The sequence below is a fragment of the Pseudaeromonas pectinilytica genome (assembly GCF_054780855.1).
The window spans coordinates 1-586 of sequence record NZ_BAAGVN010000152.1 but is presented as its reverse complement, the minus strand read 5'-3'; the positions used below and the strand labels follow the sequence as shown (position 1 = coordinate 586).

General features: G+C 48.5%; 1 protein-coding gene. It reads left to right on the top strand.

Annotation, left to right across the window (positions count from 1 at the left end; all coding sequences use genetic code 11):
• Nucleotides 1–55: 55 nt before the first annotated feature.
• A partial coding sequence (locus ACYVG7_RS09925) for a hypothetical protein (RefSeq protein ID WP_460882975.1) occupies nucleotides 56–586 on the top strand: 531 nt, incomplete at its 3' end.

Sequence of the window (586 nt, the reverse complement as noted above, 5' to 3'; positions counted from 1 at the left end):
TCCGGCGAGACTAGACCGCCGACCAATGGTAATTGAACCGATTATGGGGTGATAGATGAGCTATTTACAGGGTGGTGGCACCCCATCAGATCCGTTTGTGATCCACAATTTGGCAGCCTGGGAATATTTCGTTGCCAATCACGCCTCCCGAACAGAACCAGCGGTAACCATTTACTATGCCGTGCTGGCTGCCGACATTGATGCGTCTGGGTCAACAGTAAATTTCAACCGCTATTGGTCGGCAAACCTGGATGGAAATGGATTTGAGGTTAAAGGCTTTCGTAGCACCGAAAGCTCATTTTGGGGCGTAGAGGCTGCAGCAAGTAGTGAGGCGATTATCCGTCGCCTGAGAATAAAAAACCCAGTATACACGGCATCTAGCACATCTAACGGGATCCTACGGCAAACCAGCGGAAATCAATGGAAACTGGAAGATGTAGAGATTACCGGTGACATAGGTTCAAGCAGCTATGTCTTAACCAGTTTTATTCTGTGCGTGTCAACATCAGTTGGGCCTAACCTGACCAGAGTGTTTTGTAACCTGACCAGGATTAATTTCAGTAACCACCTAGCTACGGCCACTGGA